General features: G+C 71.7%; 16 protein-coding genes. 12 read left to right on the top strand and 4 right to left on the bottom strand.

All coding sequences use genetic code 11. From position 1 onward, the window contains the following. Positions 1-4: 4 nt before the first annotated feature. Together AB0368_RS04960 and pseB are read right to left on the bottom strand one after the other, a co-directional pair. On the bottom strand, positions 5-1,129 hold the full coding sequence (locus AB0368_RS04960) for a DegT/DnrJ/EryC1/StrS family aminotransferase (RefSeq protein WP_366152472.1): 1,125 nt from the start codon (positions 1,127-1,129) through the stop codon (positions 5-7). Further along, on the bottom strand, positions 1,129-2,103 hold the full coding sequence (gene pseB, locus AB0368_RS04955; RefSeq protein WP_366152903.1) for a UDP-N-acetylglucosamine 4,6-dehydratase (inverting): 975 nt from the start codon (positions 2,101-2,103) through the stop codon (positions 1,129-1,131). Before pseB ends, AB0368_RS04960 begins: the two co-directional genes overlap by 1 nt. Positions 2,104-2,298: 195 nt before the next feature. Here pseB and AB0368_RS04950 point away from each other — a divergent pair, with 195 nt between their 5' ends. From AB0368_RS04950 to AB0368_RS04920, 7 genes are all read left to right on the top strand, one after another. Next, the gene (locus AB0368_RS04950) at positions 2,299-2,541 is read left to right on the top strand and encodes an acyl carrier protein (protein WP_366152902.1); all 243 of its coding nucleotides are present in this window, start codon (positions 2,299-2,301) and stop codon (positions 2,539-2,541) included. Next, a complete protein-coding gene (locus AB0368_RS04945) occupies positions 2,534-3,271 on the top strand; it encodes an SDR family oxidoreductase (protein WP_366152471.1) in 738 nt (245 codons plus the stop codon). The genes AB0368_RS04950 and AB0368_RS04945 overlap by 8 nt, the downstream gene beginning before the upstream one ends. Beyond that, positions 3,268-4,599, top strand: a complete 1,332-nt coding sequence (locus AB0368_RS04940) for an AMP-binding protein (protein ID WP_366152470.1) — start codon at positions 3,268-3,270, stop codon at positions 4,597-4,599. Before AB0368_RS04945 ends, AB0368_RS04940 begins: the two co-directional genes overlap by 4 nt. Then, complete coding sequence (locus AB0368_RS04935; RefSeq protein ID WP_366152469.1) at positions 4,596-5,633, top strand: acyl-protein synthetase; 1,038 nt, start codon at positions 4,596-4,598, stop codon at positions 5,631-5,633. The genes AB0368_RS04940 and AB0368_RS04935 overlap by 4 nt, the downstream gene beginning before the upstream one ends. An 83-nt stretch (positions 5,634-5,716) precedes the next feature. Beyond that, complete coding sequence (locus AB0368_RS04930) at positions 5,717-6,913, top strand: acyl-CoA reductase (RefSeq protein WP_366152901.1); 1,197 nt, start codon at positions 5,717-5,719, stop codon at positions 6,911-6,913. A 2-nt stretch (positions 6,914-6,915) separates the two neighbouring features. Next, a complete protein-coding gene (locus tag AB0368_RS04925; protein WP_366152468.1) occupies positions 6,916-7,881 on the top strand; it encodes a glycosyltransferase family 2 protein in 966 nt (321 codons plus the stop codon). Next, entirely contained in the window at positions 7,878-10,121 is a 2,244-nt protein-coding gene (locus tag AB0368_RS04920; RefSeq protein WP_366152467.1) for a hypothetical protein, read from the top strand. Before AB0368_RS04925 ends, AB0368_RS04920 begins: the two co-directional genes overlap by 4 nt. Here the strand turns inward: AB0368_RS04920 and AB0368_RS04915 are convergent. Continuing rightward, entirely contained in the window at positions 10,102-11,007 is a 906-nt protein-coding gene (locus tag AB0368_RS04915) for an NADP-dependent oxidoreductase (protein WP_366152466.1), read from the bottom strand. The two genes, AB0368_RS04920 and AB0368_RS04915, sit on opposite strands and share 20 nt — an antisense overlap. An 85-nt stretch (positions 11,008-11,092) precedes the next feature. On the opposite strand from AB0368_RS04915, the gene AB0368_RS04910 reads away from it, so the two are divergent. Next, positions 11,093-11,605 (top strand): MarR family transcriptional regulator, encoded by a 513-nt coding sequence (locus AB0368_RS04910; RefSeq protein WP_366152465.1) that lies wholly within the window; start codon positions 11,093-11,095, stop codon positions 11,603-11,605. Here AB0368_RS04910 and AB0368_RS04905 read toward each other — a convergent pair. Further along, the gene (locus AB0368_RS04905; RefSeq protein ID WP_366152464.1) at positions 11,602-12,909 is read right to left on the bottom strand and encodes a sensor histidine kinase; all 1,308 of its coding nucleotides are present in this window, start codon (positions 12,907-12,909) and stop codon (positions 11,602-11,604) included. The genes AB0368_RS04910 and AB0368_RS04905 overlap by 4 nt on opposite strands. A gap of 119 nt (positions 12,910-13,028) precedes the next feature. Here AB0368_RS04905 and AB0368_RS04900 point away from each other — a divergent pair, with 119 nt between their 5' ends. From AB0368_RS04900 to AB0368_RS04885, 4 genes are all read left to right on the top strand, one after another. Beyond that, the gene (locus tag AB0368_RS04900) at positions 13,029-14,132 is read left to right on the top strand and encodes a serine hydrolase domain-containing protein (protein ID WP_366152463.1); all 1,104 of its coding nucleotides are present in this window, start codon (positions 13,029-13,031) and stop codon (positions 14,130-14,132) included. An 89-nt stretch (positions 14,133-14,221) separates the two neighbouring features. Next, the gene (locus tag AB0368_RS04895; protein WP_366152462.1) at positions 14,222-15,166 is read left to right on the top strand and encodes a hypothetical protein; all 945 of its coding nucleotides are present in this window, start codon (positions 14,222-14,224) and stop codon (positions 15,164-15,166) included. A gap of 47 nt (positions 15,167-15,213) precedes the next feature. Beyond that, entirely contained in the window at positions 15,214-15,531 is a 318-nt protein-coding gene (locus tag AB0368_RS04890) for a hypothetical protein (protein WP_366152461.1), read from the top strand. After that, positions 15,531-16,268: a hypothetical protein gene (locus tag AB0368_RS04885; RefSeq protein ID WP_366152460.1), complete on the top strand. Its 738-nt coding sequence runs from the start codon at positions 15,531-15,533 to the stop codon at positions 16,266-16,268. Before AB0368_RS04890 ends, AB0368_RS04885 begins: the two co-directional genes overlap by 1 nt. The last annotated feature ends 36 nt before the right edge of the window (positions 16,269-16,304 follow it).

Raw genomic sequence — 16,304 nt, 5'->3', positions numbered from 1 at the left:
GGGTTCAGCTCTCCAGAACGGTACGCAGGGTCTCGACCACGCGGTCCTGCTCGGCGTCGGTGAGGTCGTAGAAGAGCGGCAGGGACAGCTGTTCGGCGTAGAAGGCCTCCGCGTTCGGGCACATGCCGCGCCGGTAGCCGAGGTCCTCGTAGACCGGGTGCCAGTACACAGGCACGTAGTTGACCTGCACCCCGACGCCGGCCGCGCGCATCCGGTCGAACACCTCGCGGCGGCGGCCGTCGAGCACCCGTACGGGATAGAGATGCCGCATCGGGTCGACGTGGTCGCGCGTGGCAGGCAGCCGCAGTCCCGGCACGTCCGCGAGCAACTCGTCGTAGCGGGCGCTCAGCTGCTGCCGGCGCGCCTTGAACGCGGGCAGCCGGCGCAGCTGGGAGCTGCCCATCGCGCAGAGCACGTCGGGCAGCCGGTAGTTGAGCCCGAACTCGTGCACCTCCTGGTGCCAGCCGCCCTCGTCCGGGTGGCGCATCCGAGCCCGGTCCCGCACCAGGCCGACCGTGCGGAACACCCGGGCCCGCCGCAGCAGCTCGGGATCCGTGGACGCGACCGCCCCGCCCTCGCCGGTGGTCAGATTCTTGGTGGGGAAGAACGAGAAGGTGGTCAGGTCGGCGAGCGTGCCGACCGGCCTTCCCCAGTACGTCGACCCGATGGCGTGCGCGGCGTCCGCGATCAGCACCGCATCGACGCTGTCGGCCACCTTGCGCAGGGCGTCGTACTCGGCGGGGTGGCCGGCGTAGTCCACCGCGGTGATCGCCCTCGTGCGCGGGGTCACCGCCGCCTCGACGGCGAACGGGTCGAGGTTGGCGGTGTCCTCCTCGACGTCGGCGAAGACCACGGTCGCGCCGAGCATCGAGGCCGTGCCGGCGGTGGCGTAGAAGGTCATCGGGGTGGTGATGACCTCGTCGCCGGGCCCGATCCCCGCGGCCGCATACGCCGTGTGCAGCGCCGCGGTGCCGTTGATGACCGCGGCGCAGGGCGCGCCGGCGACCTCCGCCAGATCCTTCTCGAACTGCTCCACGCGAGGGCCGGTGGTGAGCCAGTCGCTGCGCAGCGCGGCGGTGACCGCCTCGACGTCGTCCTCGGTGACGTGCTGCCGTCCGTACGGCAGCATCACTTGTCCCCGATGAGGTCGCGCATCTCGTCGACCTCCAGCCACAGGTCGTTGTTGTCGGAGCGGTAGTTGAAGCCGTCGGCGACCGGCTCGCCGCCCTTCGGGGTCTCGTAGCCCCAGCTGGCGACGACGGGCTGGACGACGTAGCGGTCCGGGAAACGCAGCGTCCGGCGGCTGTCGTCGGAGGCGATCATCTCCTCGTGCAGCTTCTCGCCGGGGCGGATGCCGGTCTCGTGCGTGGGGGCGTCCGGCGCGACCGCCTCGACCAGGTCGAGGATGCGCATGCTCGGGATGCGCGGCACGAACAGCTCGCCGCCCTGCATGACGTCGAAGGAGTCGACGACGAATCGGACCGCCTGCTCGAGGGTGATCCAGAAGCGGGTCATCCGCTTGTCGGTGATCGGCAGGCTCCGGCCCTCGGCGTTGAGCCGGCGGAACAGCGGCACGACCGAGCCACGGCTGCCCATCACGTTGCCGTAGCGCACCACCGAGAACCGGGTGGGGTGGGTCGCGGCGTAGTGGTTGCCCGCGATGAACAGCTTGTCGGCGACCAGCTTCGTGGCGCCGTACAGGTTGATCGGGCTGGAGGCCTTGTCGGTGGACAGGGCGACCACCCGCTGCACCCCGGCGTTGATGGCGGCGTCGATGACGTTCTGCGAGCCGTTGATGTTCGTCGCGACGAACTCCGACGGGTTGTACTCGGCGGTGTCGACCTGCTTGAGTGCGGCCGCGTGGATCACGTGGTCGACGCCGTGCATGGCCCGGTCGAGGCGGTCCTTGTCGCGGATGTCGCCCAGGAAGAAGCGCAGCCGCGGATCGTCGCCGAACATCTGGCGGACCTCGTACTGCTTCAGCTCGTCGCGGCTGAACACCACGATGCGCTGCGGGTCCAGATGCGCCAGTGCGTGGCCCAGGAATGCCTTCCCGAACGAACCGGTAGCGCCGGTGACCAGGATCGACGATCCACTCAACACACTCATGTAATTGCTCCCGGGGGGTGGGCACGGGCAATGAACGGCGAAAGCATAACCACGCCGACCGGCGATTCCAGGGGCTGGAACAAATGCCAGGTTCAATTCACGGCGAGTTCAACTCGTTGTTGTCACCGCGTAGCGACCGCTGGGGCAAGGTGGTTTCCTTCGTCCATCCGCCCTGGGAGTAACACCGTGATTGAGCTGCAGAGACTGCGTGAAGCATTCCGGACGTCGCTGGATCTGCCGCCGGACGCTCCCGTGGACGAACTGCACTATCAGGACAATGACAAGTGGGATTCGCTGGCCCACATGTCGCTCGTCGCCGCCATCGAAGATGAATTCTCGGTAATGATCGACACGGACGACGTGATCAATATGTCCAGTTTCCACGAGGCCATGCGAATTCTCGGTAAATACGGGGTGGACTTCGATGCCTGATCGGGTTGCGCTCGTCACCGGCGCATCCCGCGGCATCGGGCGCGCGGTCGCCCAGCGACTCGCCGAGCAGGGCCACGACCTTGTCGTGCACGGCCACCGCGCCGACGTCGTCGAGGCGGCGGCGGCCCAGCTCGCCGACAAGTACGGCGTCGAGGTCGTCGCCACCCACGGCGACGTGGCCGACCCGGAGACGGGCCGCACGATGATGCGGGTCGCCTTCGAGCGCTTCCGCCGGATCGACGCCCTGGTGGTCAACGCCGGCACGCACGCGGCCGGAATGCTCGGCATGACCGACGACGCCACGGTCCAGCGGCTCTTCGCCGTGAACGCGGTGGGTGCGGTGTACACGTTGCAGGGAGCGGTCCGCCTGCTCGGCCGGGGCCGCAACCCCGCGGTCGTGCTGGTCTCGTCGATCACCGGCACTCAGGGCGTCGCAGGTCAGGCGGTCTACGCCGCGTCGAAGGCCGCGGTCAGCGCCCTCGCCCGCTCGGCCGCCAAGGAACTCGGCCCGCGCGGCATCCGGGTCAACGCCGTGGCGCCGGGATTCATCGCCACCGACATGCTCGATACGCTCGACGGCGAGGGCCGCGCGAAGCGGGTCTCCGCCACCGCCCTCGGCCGGCTCGGCGAGGCCGACGAGGTCGCGGACGTCGTGGCGTTCCTGCTCTCCGGGCAGGCCCGGTTCGTGACCGGGCAGGTGCTCGGGGTCGACGGAGGACTCACGCTGTGAACCTGCTCCATCACGGAGCCCGGGTGCTCGACGCCGCGACGGGTGCGGTCCTGCGCCGCAGCCACGTGGACGCGGTGGCGGCCGGGTTCGAAAAGCTGCCGCCGGGCGTCGTCTTCGCGCTGACCCCCACCGAGGTGGGCGCGGTGGCCCGGTATCTCGGCGCGCTCGTCGCCCGCCGGCCCGTCGCGCTGCTCGACCCGGACCTCGACCGGGCGGTGCTGCTCGCACTGATCGAGCGGTTCGAGCCGGTCCAGGTCACCGGGGTCACCTCGGCGCCGCCCGACGGCTACCGCGCCGAGGACGACACCTGGATCCGCGAGTCGCCGGCCGTCGAGCCGCACCCGGAGCTGGCGTTGCTGCTCACCACGAGCGGCTCGACGGGCAATCCCAAGCTGGTGCGGCTGTCCCGGACCGCGGTGCTCACCAATGCGGCCGCGATCGGAGAGAGCCTCGGCATCACCGCCGACGACATCGCGCCGACCACGCTGCCGCTGTTCTACACGTACGGGCTGTCGGTGCTCAACAGCCACCTGCTGCGCGGCGCGACCGTGGTGCTCGAGCGCAGCGGCATCCTGCAGCGCGACTTCTGGCGCGCGGTCGGGAGGCACGGCGTCACCTCGCTCGCCGCGGTGCCGTACCAGTACGAGATGTTGCGCCGGCTGCGCTTCGACCCGGCGGCGCACCCGAGCCTGCGGACCCTCACCCAGGCCGGCGGGCGGCTGCGACCCGAGCTGGTCGAGGACTTCGCGCAGCGGATGGCGGCCGTCGACGGCCGTCTTTTCGTCATGTACGGCCAGACCGAGGCGACCGCCCGGATGACGGTGCTCCCGCCCGACCGGATCAAGGACAAGCTCGGTTCCGCGGGCCTCCCGATCCCCGGCGGGTACATCTCGATCGCGGACGGGGAGGTCGTCTACACCGGGATGAACGTCATGATGGGGTACGCCGAGAGCGCCGCCGACCTGGCCCGCGGCGACGACCTGGGCGGCGTGCTGCGCACCGGCGACCTGGGCCACCTCGACGACGAGGGCTTCCTGTTCCTCACCGGCCGGCTCAAGCGCATCGGCAAGGTCTTCGGCGTCCGCGTGAACCTCGACGACGTCGAGCGCAGCCTGGCGGCACACGGCACCGTGGCGGCGGTGGCCGGCGACGACAAGCTGCACGTGTTCGTCGAGGGCGCGGACGCCGAGCTCACCCGTTCCGTCCGCGAGGAGCTGGCGGTCTTCCTGGGCACCCACTTCTCGGGCCTGGACGTCCGCGGGATCGACGCGCTGCCGCTGCTGCCCACCGGCAAGATCGACTACCGGTCGCTGGAGGCCTTCCGATGAGTCTGTTCACCCAGGGGCAGGACGCTCGGGAGGCGTTGCTGCACAAGGAACTCTCCGAGCTGACCGAGCACCACCGCGCCCACTGCGCCGAGTACGACCGCATCCTCACCGCGTCGGGCTTCACGTCCGCGGAGACGGTAGCCGGATTGCCGTGGATGCCCGTACGCCTCTTCAAGAACCTGGAACTGAAGAGCATCCCGGACGACGAGGTGTTCAAGGTCCTGACATCGAGCGGGACCACCGGCGAGGTCAGCCGGATCTACCTGGACAAGGCGGCGGCCGCGACCCAGACCCGGCAGTTGGGGGCGACCCTGCAGACGGTGCTGGGGCCGAAGCGGCTGCCGATGATCCTCGCCGATTCGCGCGGCATCCTGAAGGACCGCCGCTCGTTCAGCGCCCGTGGCGCCGGGGTGCTGGGCATGGCGACGTTCGGCCGCGACCATGCCTGGGCGCTCGACGTCGACGGCCGGCCCGACCTGCCCGCGCTGCGGACGTTCCTCGACAGGCACGGCACCGGACCGTTCCTCATCTTCGGCTTCACCTACCTCGTCTGGCTGCACCTCTACGAGGTCGCCCGCGAGCACGGCCTCGACCTGAGCAACGGCATCCTCATCCACTCCGGTGGCTGGAAGAAGCTCGTCGACCAGGCCGTCTCGCCGGAGGAGTTCCGCCGGCGGCTGCGCGACGACACCGGCCTGACCCGGATGCACAACTTCTACGGCATGGTCGAGCAGATCGGCACGATCTTCCTGGAGGGGCCGTCCGGCGGATCGCTCTACTGCCCGGACTTCGCCGACGTCATCATCCGCAACCCGCGGACGTGGGAGCAGCAGCCGGTGGGCGAGCCGGGGCTCATCGAGGTCGTGAGCACGCTGCCGACCTCGTACCCGGGCCACGTGCTGCTCACCGAGGACCTCGGCGTCCTCGACGGGGTCGACGACGGCGACTGGCCGGGCAAGCGCTTCTCCGTCATCGGGCGGCTGCCGCGCGCCGAGGCCCGGGGTTGCAGCGACACGTATCGGGAGGCGGCATGACCGACTGCACCGAGCCACGCTCGCCGCGAGCTGCCGTCGGCCGCGACGGTGAGGGCCAGGAGGGCATGCCCAGCCGGCTCAGCATGAGGTTCCGGTTCGGAGAGCCGGGGGAGCTGACCGCTCCGTCGGACGACCGGCTCACCGTCGGCGATCCGCGGGTCGTGGACTTCCTGAGCCGCTTCGCGCGGCGGTTGCTGGCGCCGGCCGTCGCCCGGCGGCATCCGGAGCTGGGCTCGCTCGGCTACTTCCTGCGGCCGGCCGAGCTCAACCGGGCCGTGAGCCGCATGCAACGCGACGACGACACGTACGTCTTCCCGCGCGGCACCGTCTTCCACGTGCCGCCGGCCAATGTGGACACCATCTTCGTGTACTCCTGGGCGCTGTCCGCGCTCGCCGGGAACCACAACGTCGTCCGCATCTCGTCGCGGTCGGCCGGCGCCGCCGAGACCGTGCTGGCGGCGCTGAACACGACCCTGGCCGACGCCGACCCGGTGATCGGGCGGACCCAGCGCATGGTCACGTACGGCCGCAACGACCAGCTGACCGCCGACCTGAGCGCGTGGTGTGACCTGCGGGTCATCTGGGGCGGCGACTCGGCCGTCGAGGCGATCCGCCGGCATCCGCTGCGTCCCTCGGCGCGCGACCTGACGTTCCCGGACCGCACTTCGTGGGCGGCGCTCTCGGTTCCGGGATGGCACGCCGCCGATGCGAGTGCCCGCCGAGCCGCCGTGGTCGGGTTCTCCAACGACGCGTACTGGTTCGACCAGGCCGCGTGTTCCTCGCCACGCACGGTGTTCCTGGTCGGTGGTACGCCGGCCGACGCTGCGGCTTCGCGCGAGGAGTTCCTTGAAGAGCTCGGGGACGTGGTCGACCGTCGCGGCTGGGTGGTCGACGCGGCGATGGCGGTGGAGAAACGGGTCAACGCGTACGGGCTCGCGGCGAGCGGGGCGGTGTCCGCGCTGGCGTTCCCGGGCAACGCGGTGACCTCGCTGTCCCTGACCGGCGTGGCGGAGGCGCCACGGCGCTGGATCGGGGCGGGCGCGTTCCCGTTCGCGCACGTCGCCACCCTGGGCGAGCTCGTGCCGGCGATGAACCGCCAGGACCAGACCTTCAGCCACTTCGGGTTCGCGGCGCCCGACCTGCACGCGTTCGCGACCGCGCTGGGCGGCCGCGGGGTCGACCGGATCGTGCCGTTCGGCTCGGCTCTCACCTTCAGCGCGATCTGGGACGGCTACGACCTGCCCCGCGAGTTCACCCGGTTGACCACCGTCGAGACGTAGTGGTGAGCAGCATCGTGCTGTCGGTCGTGGTGCCGATGTACAACGAGGAGGCGGTCATCCCCGCGCTCGTCGCCCGGCTGCGTCCGGTGCTGGACGGGATGGGAGTGCCGTACGAGGTGGTCGCGGTCGACGACGGCAGCGCCGACCGGACCGCCGCGCTGCTCCTCGATCACTGCGGCATCTGGCCGGAGCTGCGCCTGGTCAAGCTCCGGCGCAACAGTGGCCATCAGGCGGCGCTCACCGCGGGACTGCACCGGTCCCGCGGCGACTGGGTGGTCAGCATCGACGCCGACCTGCAGGACCCGCCGGAGACCATCCCGGAGATGCTGACGCTGGCCCGCGACCGCGGTCTCGACGTCGTGTACGGCGTCCGCGCCGACCGCAGCACCGACACCCCGTTCAAGCGGTACACCGCGGGCGCGTACTACCGCCTGATGCGCCGGCTCATCGGTGGCGACGTACCGTCCCAGGCCGGCGATTTCCGGTTGCTCAGCCGCGAGGCGGTCGACGTGCTCAGGGCGCTGCCCGAGCGCACCCCGGTGTACCGGCTGCTCGTGCCGTCCCTCGGATTCGCGTCCGGCTCGGTCTCCTACGTACGGGAGCAGCGCGCCGCAGGCGACACCAAGTACCCCCTGCGCAAGATGGTCGAGCTGGCGTGGGACAGCGCGGCGGACTTCTCGGCGGCGCCGCTGCGGATAGCGACCTGGCTCGGCGCGCTCGCCTTCCTCGCCTGCCTGGCGCTGATGGTCTTCGGGATCGTGGTGTGGGCCAACGGCACGGTGATCCCGGGCTGGACATCGCTGTTCCTGGCCGTGCTCCTGCTCGCCGCGGTGCAGCTGATCTGCCTGGGCCTGCTCGGCGAGTACGTCGCGCGGATCTACCGTACGGTGCAGAGCCGGCCGCCCTTCCACGTCGCATCCGACTCGATCGAAGCGCCGCAGCAACGTCCGGCTGCCGCGGCGCGGTGACCGGCGTCCTGAGACCGCTGCCCTGGGTCGTCGCGGCGGCCGTGTTCGCCGGCGCGCTGCTCGCGACCGGAACACCCGGCGTTGACGTCGCGGTCTACGGCGCCTATCTGCTCGCCGGGATCGTCGTGCCGGGCACGCTCGTGCACCGCGCGCTCCGCGGCAGCCGCGGCAACCTTCCCGAGGACATGGGGCTCGGCGCCGCCACCGGACTCGTCGTGCAACTCGCGGGCTGGGTGCTCGCCGCGGCCACGGGCCTGCAGCCGCTGCTGCGCTGGTGGCCTGTGCTGGTCATCGCGGTGTTCGTGGCCGTACCCGCGTTGCGCCGGCATTGGCGGATCGCCGAGCCGCAGCCGCTGCCGCTGCGCTGGTCCTGGATGGTCTGCGGGGTGCTGATCGGCGTCGTCGCCCTGGGAGTGGCCGCGTGGACCACGACGCCGTTGCCGCCCGCCGACACCGTCTACTACCCGGACCTCATGTACCACCTGGCGCTGGTGCACGAGATGACCCGGTCCATGCCGTTCGAGGTGCCGCAGCTCGCCGGCGACACGCTGCGCTACCACTACCTGTCGGACGCGGACATGGCCGCCGCCAGCATGATCACGGGTATCGCGCCCACCACCGTGCTGCTGCGGCTGTGGATGGTGCCGATCGGTGCCGTCGCGGTGCTCGTGCTCGCCGCGCTGACCCGGGACGTGAGCGGCCGGTGGTGGGCAGGGCCGCCGGCCGCCGGGGTCGCCCTGCTCGGCCTGCCCCTCGCTCTGGGTGCGCCGATCGAGGCGTACGGCGGGACGTCGCTGTCCTTCTCGAGCCCTTCCCAGACGTACGCGATGCCGCTGCTGGCGCTGCTCGTGGTGATCGCCGTCGACGTGCTGCGCGGCGAGCGGCTCGGGGTGGCCTGGATCCTCGTCCCCCCGCTCGCGCTCGCCTGTGCGGGTGCCAAATCGAGCTCCCTCCCGCCGCTGGTCGTGGGCCTGCTCCTCGCGGGCGTCGCGGTCGCCCGGGACCGGGCCCGGCTGCGGGCGACGGCCGGGCTCCTCGCACTCGTGATCGTGGCGATGCTGGCCGGGATGCGGTTGTTCGCCGGCGGGGGAGCGGGGACCCTCGGCGTCCAGCCGCTCAGCCTGCTGCGCTGGATGGAGCCGTACGCCACGAGCCTGGGCCGCTTCGACGGGGTGGTCCCGGGCGGGTTGCTGCCGCCGGGGGTCCAGCAGGCGGACGCCGGTGGCTGGTATCTCATCTCGGGGATCATCGTGTGGTGGCTGGTCTCCCAGTCGCCGCGGCTGCTCGGGATCGCCGGGCTGCCGGGCCGCGGGCTGCGGCGCGACCCGGCGGCGTGGCTGCTGGCCGGGATGACCGCCGCGGGTACGGCCGCGGCCTGGCTGCTCTGGCATCCGTCGGCGAGCCAGCTCTACTTCTTCCTCTGCGCGGCGCCCTTCGGCGCGGTGCTGACCACCTGGCTGCTCGCCGGCCTGACCCGCCGCTGGTGGGTGCCGGTCGCCGGCTTCGCGGCCGGCGCGGCGTGGGCCGTGCTCGCACCCGCGGTGCCGCCCCCGCAGGATCAGACCTCCCTGGCGGAGTGGGGCTGGACGATCGCCCTGCCGGTCCTGCGCACCCTGCCGTTCGTCGCGGCGGCCGCCGCGGTCCTGCTGATCCTGCGCAGACGGCCGCGGGCGCTGGGGGCCGGCATCGTCGCGGCGGTGCTGGGGGCGGGTCTGGCCACCGGTGTGACCGTGTCCGTCGAGGAAGCCCTGGACGCGGGGCGGGAACAGCCGCCGACCGCACGCCTGGTCACCCGGGAGGAGATGAGCGCGGCACTGTGGCTGGACGACCACGCCGCCGCCGATGACGTGGTCGCCACGAACGTGCACTGCGTACCGATGGGCCGCTACCAGCCGTGCGACGCCCGGGCCTTCTGGGTGGCCGGGCTCGGGGGCCGGCGCACGCTGGTGGAGAGCTGGGCCTACTCCGACGCCGCTGTCGCGGCCAACGGGCTGGACGGCCTGAAGTACGTCCTGCAGCCTCCGCCGGACCCGGTGCGGTACGAGCTCAACCAGCGGGTCTTCACCGAGGCATATCCCTTGGGACTGGACGCGCTGCGCGATGCCGGCGTCAGGTGGCTCTTCGCCGACAGCCGGGCGGGTGCGGTCTCCCCGCTGCTCGCCCGGCTGGCGCGGCTGCGCTACACGTCCGGCCCGGTCGGCGTCTACGAGCTCGGCGGGATCACGGCGCCACCTCGATGACGACCTTGCCGCGGAGCCGGCCGGCCTCGCTCGCCTCGTGCACCCGGGGCAGGTCCGCGAGCGGGTGCCGGGCGCTGACGTCGACGCGTACCGCGCCGGCGTCGATGCGCTCGACGACCTGGGCCAGCTGGGCGGCGTCGCTGCGGACGTACATGCTGACGGTTCTGACCTTGCGCTCGGTGTCCTCGGGCGCCGGGGAGGCGGTGGTCACCACGACGCCGCCCGGGCGCACGAGCCGGACCAGAGCCGCCATCGCCGCGTCGTCCGCACGGACCAGGTTGAGCACTACGTCGACGGGCTCGGTCACGGTGTCGGCGACCGGGCCGGCGGTGTAGTCGAGGAGCTCGTCGGCGCCCTGCTCCCGCACCGTCCGGGCACTGCGGGCACTCGCGGTGGCGAGCACGTGGGCACCGGCCGCCTTGGCGAACTGCACCGCATAGCCGCCGACGCCGCCGCCCGCACCGTTGATCAGCACGCGCTGCCCGGCCTGGAGCCCGGCATGCTCGAAGAGGCCCTGCCAGGCGGTGAGTGCGACGGCCGGCACGGCGGCCGCATCGGCGAGCGGAATGCTCGCGGGCGCGGCGGTGAGTACGTCGGCCGGGGCGGCGACCCACTCGGCGGCGGCGCCCGCCTCGGTCATCGGCAGGAACCCGATGACCCGGCGCCCGTCCTCGGTGGTGCCGGCGACGTCGACGCCGGGGGTGTGCGGCAGCGTGAGCGGCATCGCCTCGCGCAGGTAGCCGGCGCGCAGCGCGGCGTCGACCGGGTTGAACGAGGTGGCGGCGACCCTGACCAGCACCTGGCCCGGGCCGGCGACGGGCCGGTCGATCTCGTCCGGACGCAGCACGCCCGGGTCGCCGAAGTCGTGGAAGCGGATGGCGCGCATGGTTCCTCCTACGATCAATTTGCTTCGAACTCGAAGCACTTTGCGACCGTAGCACGCTTCGAATTCGAAGCAAGTAGAATGGGGCGTGACCGATGCCACGTGGTTGGATGCCGAACAGCTCGCCGCCTACTTCGCCCTGAAGGAGGTCGGCAGTCTGCTCGAGCACGCCGTCGAGCAGCAGCTGCGGGTCGACGGTGGGCTGAGCGGCCCGCAGTTCCAGATCCTGGCCCGGCTCGCCGACTCGCCGGCCGGTCACCTGCGCATGACCGACCTCGCGGACGGCCTGGTCTACAGCCGCAGCGGCCTCACGTACCAGGCGGCTCAGCTGGAGAAGGCGGGACTGATCACCCGGGCGCCCGCGGAGGACGACGAGCGCAGCACCGTCGTGGCCCTCACGCCGAGCGGCCGGGAGCGGCTCGGCAGGGTCATGCCGGGGCACATCGAGGTGGTGCAGCGGCTGCTGCTCAGCTCGCTCAGCCGCAAGGACATGGCGGCGATCACAGAGATCCTCGGCCGAGTCCGCGACCGGATGCGGACGGCGCCGCCACGCTCGGCCGCGCCCCGGCGCTCGGCCGGGGCGCGCAAGCCCGCTGTCTAGAGCGGAAGGACCGCGGTGAGGGTGGTGCCGCCGCCGTCGGGGCTCTCGACGTTCATGACCCCGCCGGCCGCCTCGACCCGGTCCGCCAGCCCGGCCAGGCCGTGCCCCTTGGCGAGGCTCGCCCCGCCCACCCCGTCGTCGGCGACCGTGATCATCAGGCCGGTCGGCGCGCGCCGGACGCTGACCTGCACCTCCGCCGCGTGACTGTGCTTCGCCACGTTGGTGAGCGCCTCGGCGACCACGAAGTACGCCGTGGTCTCCACCGCCGGGTCGAGCCGCGACATCGGCGGCGCGTCCAGGTCCACCGGAACGGTGCTGCGCCCGGCCAGCGCGGTCAGCGCTGCCTGCAGGCCCCGGTCCACCAGGATCGGCGGGGCGATTCCCCGGGAGAGGGCGCGCAGCTCGTCCAGCGTCTCGCGGGTCTGGGCCAGCGCCTCCGCCACGGTGGCTCGCGCCGCCTCCGGATCGGTGGTGAACTGCTGCTCGGCGCGGCCGAGGTCCATCGCCAGGCGTACCAGTCGCTGCTGCGGGCCGTCGTGGATGTCGCGCTCCAGCCGGCGCAGCGCGGTCGCCTCCGCCGAGACGGCGGCCGCCTTCTGGGCCTGGGCGGTGTCGCGGGCGGCCTCCGCCTCGGCGACCTGCTCCCGCAGCTCGGTGACGCCGCTCAGCAGCCCCCGGGCGAACAGCGCCTCCATCAGCGCCGTGCCGCGCAGCACCGGATAGAGGGTGCCGAGGAAGAAGAAGCCGAGCGCCAGGTGGAAGACGATCCGGGTGGACCAGGCGTCGCCCATGCCGAGCAGCTCCGGCAGATCCGAGTTGTCCGGGCCGCGCGGGATCGACCAGTCCCACAGCGGGAACGTGAGGCCGCCGAGCGTGCCCGCCCACCAGGTCACCGCGAAGCAGAATGCGATGGTGCTCGGGATGAACCGGAACACGCCGTGCAGCAGGTCCAGCCAGGCCTGGCCGTCGCTGAGCGGGACGAGGACCCGCTTGCCGAAGCTCGCGCCCGGCCGGGCCCGCTTGTAATACGGATGCGGCAGCCGCCGCCCCAGCACCGGGCCGATCCGCGCCCGCTCGACGGTGGCGAAACCGCGCGCCAGCATCAGCGTGCCGAGCAGGACGGGAACGCCGACCCAGATGATCGCGGTGCCCACGCCGAGGGCGAACCCGGTGACGCAGAGGACGATGGTGACGATGCCCAGCGGGAAGCCGAGCAGGATGAACTGGGTGTCGAGCCCGATCTGCCGCACGAGGCGCCGGACCGGGGACCGATATTCCGGCGCCGAGGCGATGCTGGTGGTCATGCCGTCGACGCTAGTCACCGGACGCCTCCCGGCCGATCCCGCAGACCGCCCGACCGGCGGTAGGGTTAACCCCACCTGATTTCCGCCTCCGGGTGCTGCCGGTGCGCGATGCTGACCTCGTGGGTAAAGAGACCGGCCTGCACGAGCAGGTGCAGCGGCGGCTCGACGCGCTGGTCAACGGCGGGCGCGAGATCGGGGTGCAGTTCGCCGCATACCTGGACGGGCGGCTGATCGTGAACGCCGCCGCCGGGCTCGCCGACGAGTCCACCGGTGCCCCGGTCACCCCGGACACCCCCTTCCTCAACTACTCGTCCGGCAAGGGTCTGGCCAGCACGGTGGTGCACGTCCTGGCCGGGCGGGGGGATCTCGACTACGACTTACGCATCGCCGACGTGTGGCCGGAGTACGGGCGGCACGGCAAGCAGGACACCACGCTCGGGCACGTCCTCCTGCACGCGGCCGGGGTGCCGTGGCTGCCCGCGTACACGATGCCGCAGGACCTGCTCGACTGGGACAAGATGTGCCGGTCCATCGCGGGCGCGCACCCGGTGTGGACGCCCGGTACGCAGCACGGCCTGCACGAGTGGACGTACGGCTGGCTCGTCGGCGAGGTGGTCCGCCGGGTCACGCACCGGCCGATCGGCTGGGTCCTCGCCGAGGAGATCTCCCGCCCGCTCGGCGTCGACCGCGAGCTGTTCTTCGGCGTACCCCCGGAGCTGGTGAACCGGGTCGCCCGGCTCAAGGACCGCAGCTGGTCGGCGGCGCTGGACCGGCTCAGCGCCCGGGTGGAGCACTTCGACCGGGTCTACCCGATGGGGATACGCCCCGACGCCACCCTCGCGAACCGCCGCGACCTGCTGCGCGCCGACATCCCGTCGACCGCGGTCATGAGCGCCCGGGGCATCGCCCGCGTGTACGCCGCGCTGATGGGCGAGGTGGACGGCGTACGGCTGATCTCCCCGGAGCGGCTCCGGACGATCAGCGCCGTGGCGACGACGGGCCCGGACTGGACGATCGGCGCCGACCTGCCCAAGACCCTCGGGTACGCCGCCCGCCCCGGCTCCACGCGCGTCGGCTGGAGCAGTGCGGGCGGCGGCCTGACCGGCTTCCACCCCGAGCTCAACCTGGCCGTGGCGGCGACAAGGAACCACCTCAGCGGGGATCACGACGACCCGCTGGAGGACATCGCGACGGCCGTGCACGCCGCCGTCGCCGCTGCCTGAAAGAAATCCGCGACCCGTGAACCGGCGTACCGGGGCGCCCGTTGTTGCTGTCCGAACGGGGCCGGAACCGGGCGACGGGAGGAGCGGCTGTGACGACGAGAGCGTGGCGATGGATAGCCGTCATCGTCCTCGCCGCGACGGCGGTGGTGGGGCTCGGCGCGCTCGCGTCGACCCCGGCCCGGGCCGACGACAAGTTCAAGCTGGACGTCGACAACCAGATGGCCGCGGACGTCGAGTTCTGCCTGCGCTCCACCACCTCCGGGGTGGTGCGGGACTGCACCGGCCGGATCAACACCCGCAAGACGGACACGCTGTACATCGACTACAAGCAGGGTGACCAGATCTATCTCGACTACGAGGTGTTCGGGGAGCACACCCACGACGGCAACCTCATCACCGGTGCCTCCAACTGCAAGCTGACCGGCACCGTCACCTCACCCCACATGTCCTGCAACGTGCCGGACTCGGCGAACGTCTACAAGGTCGACGTCGACAACAAGATGGGCGCGGACACCGAGTTCTGCATCAGAACCACGACCTCGGGAACGAAACGCTCCTGTTCGGGCCGGCTGAACGCCCGCAAGACGGCGACCCTCTACATCGAGTACAAGGAGGGCGACGTCGTCTATCTCGACTTCGAGATCTTCGGCGAGCACACCCACGACGGCAACGTCATCACGGGCGGTCATCAGTGCACCGCCGAGGGCATCATCAACGCCACCAAAGTGGACTGTCACGTGCCGACCAGCGATGCTCCGGGACGCAAGTTCTCGGAAAAGCCCATGTCTCCGTACGCGATCGACGTCAACAACCCCAACAGCGACATGATGTCGCTGCTCGGCCTGCTCGCGTGGTGTGTCAGCGCCTGCTGCGTGGCGGGCCTGGTCCTGACCGGCGTCAGCATGTCCCTGCAGCTGCGGCGGGGCGAGCCGGGGGAGTTCAGCACCCACTGGCGAGGGGCGTTCCTGGTCGCCGTCAGCTGTTTCATCGGGACGACCGCCGGGCCGATCGTCGCCTTCCTCGACCTCGTCTGACCGGCGCGGCCTGCGCTGCTCACCATCCACACCCAAGGGGAGAAACCATGTCCATGTCCGGTCTCTACTACTCCGCAGTGGGCCGAGTGCTGGCCGAACCGGCGCCGCCCGGCGGAGGCGGCGGCGTCCCCACGCCGGTCAAGACCGCGCCGGGCGAGCTGATCACCGCGGTCGGCAAGGGTCTCGGCCTGGTCGCCTGGGCCGGCACCGCGGCGGGCGTGGCCGGCGTCCTCATCACGGGCATGATGATGGCGATCTCGCACAAGCGCGGCGAGACCTCGGAACACATGAGCCGGCTCGGCATGGTGCTCGGCGGCTGTGTGCTCGTCTCCGTCGCCGGCCCGGTCGTGAACTTCTTCTTCTGATGCGCAGAACCGATTCCGGTACGGCGGACGACCGGCCGTTCTGGCACCAACGGGGCTGGCAGCTGTCGGCCGCCTTCCTCGGACTCGTGCTGTGCTCGGGTGCCGTCACCGCGGTCGTCGGCGTCTCCGGCGACGGGACGGACGATCAGCCCCGGGCGGCGGCCGGTCCCCTGGTGCCCGGCGTCGCCGACGGGCAGTCCCGCCCGGCCGGTTGCCGTACCGACGACGGGGACCAGCGCCCGCCGCAGCAGGCGCCGGAGGACGTCACCTGGCGACCGCTCAACGGCGCGAAGATCCCGGTGTCCCCGTCGGCGGGGCCGGTGCAGGAGAGCGGACCGGTGCTGTGGTGCTTCGCGCACACGCCGATGGGCGCGGTCATGGCGGCGAACGTCATCCCCCGGCACATGAGCGGCGCCGAGTGGCAGACCGTGACCGAGCAGCAGGTGGTCCCCGGCGTGGACCGGGACGTGTTCGTGGCCCGGCGGTCCTCGATGCCGGTCTCGTCGGCGCAGTACACCGCCAACACGCTGGCCGGCTTCATGCTGCTGTCGTACGCCCCGGAGACCGCGACGGTACGCCTGCTGATCCGGCAGTCACCGGCCGTCTACGGCACCGCGGACTTCACGGTCGCGTGGGACGGCGGCGACTGGAAGCTCCGGCCGCTGTCCGGCGGCGAACTGCACACGCCGGTCACGGCCGTCACGGCCAACGGCGGCTTCGTGATGTGGAAGGTGTGAGATGGCGGAATGCTCCAGCGGCGACCCCATGTACTT

The organism is Actinoplanes sp. NPDC051475 (assembly GCF_040689425.1).
Classification (GTDB): Bacteria; Actinomycetota; Actinomycetes; order Mycobacteriales; family Micromonosporaceae; genus Actinoplanes.
The sequence above is the reverse complement of the archived record's forward strand: the minus strand, read 5'-3'. Positions and strand labels throughout refer to the sequence as shown.